This is a genomic window from Streptomyces sp. H27-D2, from assembly GCF_035828615.1.
Classification (GTDB): domain Bacteria; phylum Actinomycetota; class Actinomycetes; order Streptomycetales; family Streptomycetaceae; genus Streptomyces.
This window is the reverse complement of record NZ_JAYMZR010000121.1, coordinates 14,048-17,464: the sequence shown is the minus strand read 5'-3', so window position 1 is coordinate 17,464 and position 3,417 is coordinate 14,048. Positions and strand designations below refer to the sequence as shown.

Genomic DNA, 3,417 nt, shown 5'->3' with positions numbered 1-3,417 from the left:
GGCCGAGGCCGGCGGCGGCCAGGTCGGCCGCTGCGGCTCCGGGCTCGGCGGCCCCCGGCTCCGGAGCCCCCGGCTCGGCGCTCGGCACCTCGCGGGCGGGCACGTCGGCGTCGGCGAGGCCGGTCTCCGGCATGGCCGCGTCGGGAGCGTTCAGCTCGGGCGCGTTCAGCTCGCGCAGCCGGATGACGGCCTGGCCCTTCGCGGCGAGCAGGCCGATCGCGTCGTTGAAGCGCCGGGTGGACGCGGGGGCCTCCGGGCCGAGCAGGAACGCCTTGAGCTGGTGCCGGGCGGTGCGCAGCTCGTCCAGCGCGGGGTCGAACAACAGCCGCACCAGCCGGTCCACGCCGGCCGCGTCCGAGCGCAGCAGATACGCGGCGCGGGCCGCGGTGTTCTGCCGCCGGAACTCCTCATCGCCCAGCTCCGCCGTATCGGCGAGCGCGTACGGCTTGAGGCTGACGATGAAGTCCGAGACCACGCTGGAGATGTCGCTGATCAGCAGGTCGGCCTGGTCGAAGCAGTTGTACAGGTTCGGCGCGGGGCCCTCGATCACCTGGTGCGCGCCGGGTGCGGACGCCTCCCAGTGCGCGCGCTGCCACTGCTCACGCAGCTCCTCGGCCTCGGCTTGCAGCGCCGGGTCGGGCACGGCGCTGTCGCGGGTGAGCACCGCCTCGTCCACGCCGCCGGGGTGCAGCCGGGATTCGAGCGCGGCGATACGGTCCGCCAGCTCGTCCCGGCGTCGCGCCGCCCCGGCGCGCAGCGCCGCGGCCTCCCGCGGTTCGGGGAAGAGGCCGGACGCGGTCCGGGCGTCGTTGGCAGCCGCGATCATCGCGATGACGCGCTCGTGGGCGGCGCGGGCGCGGGCGGAGCGGTTGCCGGTGAAGGGGTGCGGCTTGTAGATGACGCGGACCGGGGGGTCGCTCGCGAGCAGCCGGCGCACGATGTTCTCGCCCGCGAGGATCAGCGAGGTGTTGCCCGGCTCGTCCGTCCAGCCCTCCCACGTCGGCGCGTACAGCACGGTCGGGACCGGGTGCTCCGGCCGTCCGTCGTCCACGACGCCGACCTCGTCCAGCTGCGGCCGTCCGACCTCCACCACGTCGGCGTCCGCGACCCCGACGGCGGCCTCGGCGTAGCGGTGCCGGCCGGCCTCGCCGGCGACCCACACCTCGTCGTAGACCTTGCTGTACGGGTTGACGCTGGCGATCTTGTCGCTGTCGCCGTGCCCGACGAAGACGTGCTGGATGGTGGGGACGCGGAGCAGGTGGATGTTCTTGCCGACGTTGGCGGGGTAGAGCGCGACCCGCACCGAGGACAGGTCCAGGTTCATCAGGTGCACCGCGCTGGGCACGCACAGCACCGGCAGCGAGGTCGGCTTGAGGTGCTCCAGCAGATGGCGCTCGCGCAGGATCACCAGCGGCCGGGTGCCGAGCCCGGCCATGGTGTCCAGCCACATGTTGACCTGGTACGCCGAGTCGTGGGAGCCGGAGAAGTACAGCGCCGTCTGCGGCCGGCGGCGGGCCAGCCAGCGGTCGACCTCGGCGAGCACCCGCCCTGGACCGGGGAAGCGCAGCGCCTGGACGGCGTACGGGAGCAGCGCGGCCAGCGTGAGCAGGCAGCCGCCGACGGCGACGGCCAGCCCGGCGAGCACCCAGGCGCTGCCGTCGGCGATCAGCGTGCCGACGAGGCCGAGCAGGACGACCAGTTCGTACTGGAGCAGCCGCTGCCCGGGCCAGTCGGTGAGCAGCCGGGGCGGCCGGTCGGTGATGTGCAGCGCGCTCAGGTCGATGTTGCGGGTCGCGACCGCGAGCCTGCGGTGCCGCCGGATGGTCGTGATCATCGCGACGTGCAGCGAGTGGGCGGCCAGCAGGCACAGCACCAGCACCATGGCGGCGGTCAGTGACGCCTGGTCCACCTCGTCGAGCTGGACCAGCAGCACCATCAGCACGACGGTGCGCAGCTGGAACCGGATGGTGACGCCGGCCCGCAGCCGTCCCAGCCGGCTCATCAGGTCGGGCTCGCGGTGGTGCAGGTACCAGTCGGCGGCGTAGCCGAGCAGCCCGGCGACGGCGAACACCCAGCCCGCGCTGCACACGGCGGCCACCGGCATCGTGACCAGGCAGGCGGCCAGCACCGCCAGGACCGCCAGGCCGCGCGGGCGCTCGATGCCGAGGCGGCGCATGACGCGCGCCGCACGGTCGTCGTGCTGCTCACCGGTGATGCTCACGGGCCTCTTCCGTATCTCGGGCAGGCGCGGGACCACGTCGCTGAGGGGCGGCCCGCTGCGGACGAATGGGACTAAACGGATAGTACAAGTTCATATACGGACTTAGCCTCTCGATGCACCTTTAGGGTGAATCCGGGCGGAAGGGGTGAGAGGGGGCGAGAGGGGGTCGGGCGCCGGCGGGGCCGCTGGAGTGGATCACTCTCGGGGCGCCTCGTGAGCCCACGTGGGACCGGGCGAACAAATAAGCGCATAGCCCGGCAGAGTGGGCAAAAAGCTGATTCCGCAACCTTTGGGTCCGCGGCGGCGTTGGCAGCGAGGCGATGCCGCCGCCCTCCTGGCGGCCGCGGCGCGGAAGGAGACACCCATGCTCGGGCTGTTCGACGAGCCGATCCCGGCCGCACCGCCGGTCATCGGCGAGGAAGAGATCGACGCAGCCGTACGGGTGCTTCGCGGCAGCGGGGGCGGCAGCGGGGGCGTCCAGGCAGCGGAGAGCGCCGCCTTCGAGGAGGAGTTCGCCGAGCTGGTCTCCGGCCGGTACTGCGTGGCCGTCGACTCCGGCGTCTCCGCGCTCCGGCTGACCCTGACCGCGCTGGGCATCGGGGCGGGCGACGAGGTCGTCGTCCCGTCCTTCGCCTTCGCGGCCACCGCGGACGCGGTACGCCTGGCGGGCGCCGAGCCGGTCTTCGCCGACATCCGCCCGGACAGCTTCTGCCTGGACCCGGACGCGGCCGCCGCCGCGATCGGCCCGCGCACCGCGGCCCTGCTGCCGGTGCACCTGTACGGGCACCCCGCCGCGATGGACCGGCTGCTCCCGCTCGCCGCACGGCACGGCCTGGCCGTCGTCGAGGACGCCTGCCAGGCGCACGGCGCGTCGTTGCACGGCCGGCCGGTCGGCAGCTTCGGCACGGCGGGCTGCTTCAGCTTCCACCCCGCCAGGACCACGCACTCCCTCGCGGGCGGCATGGTCAGCACCGCCGACCCGGAGCTGGCCCGCACCCTGCGACGGCTGCGCGGCGGAGGCACAGCGGGCCCAGCGAGCCCAGCGGGTCCAGCGGTCACAGCGGGCGGCCGTGCCTACGAGGGTCTCGGCGCGGACCTGCGGATGACCGCCGTCGCCGCCGCCGTGGGCCGCGAGCAGCTGAAGAAGCTGCCCGGCTGGACCGCGCGCCGCCGCGCGAACGGGGCCGGGAGCCGGG

The 3,417-nt window shown here is 74.2% G+C and carries 2 protein-coding genes; one reads left to right on the top strand and one right to left on the bottom strand.

From position 1 onward, the window contains the following. The coding region (locus QMK28_RS30330) for a hypothetical protein (RefSeq protein WP_326442898.1) at positions 1 to 2,221 on the bottom strand (2,221 nt) is incomplete at its 3' end. A gap of 364 nt (positions 2,222 to 2,585) precedes the next feature. Between QMK28_RS30330 and QMK28_RS30325 the strand changes: the two genes are divergently transcribed. After that, positions 2,586 to 3,417: DegT/DnrJ/EryC1/StrS family aminotransferase (locus QMK28_RS30325; protein ID WP_326442897.1), on the top strand; the 832-nt coding region annotated here is incomplete at its 3' end.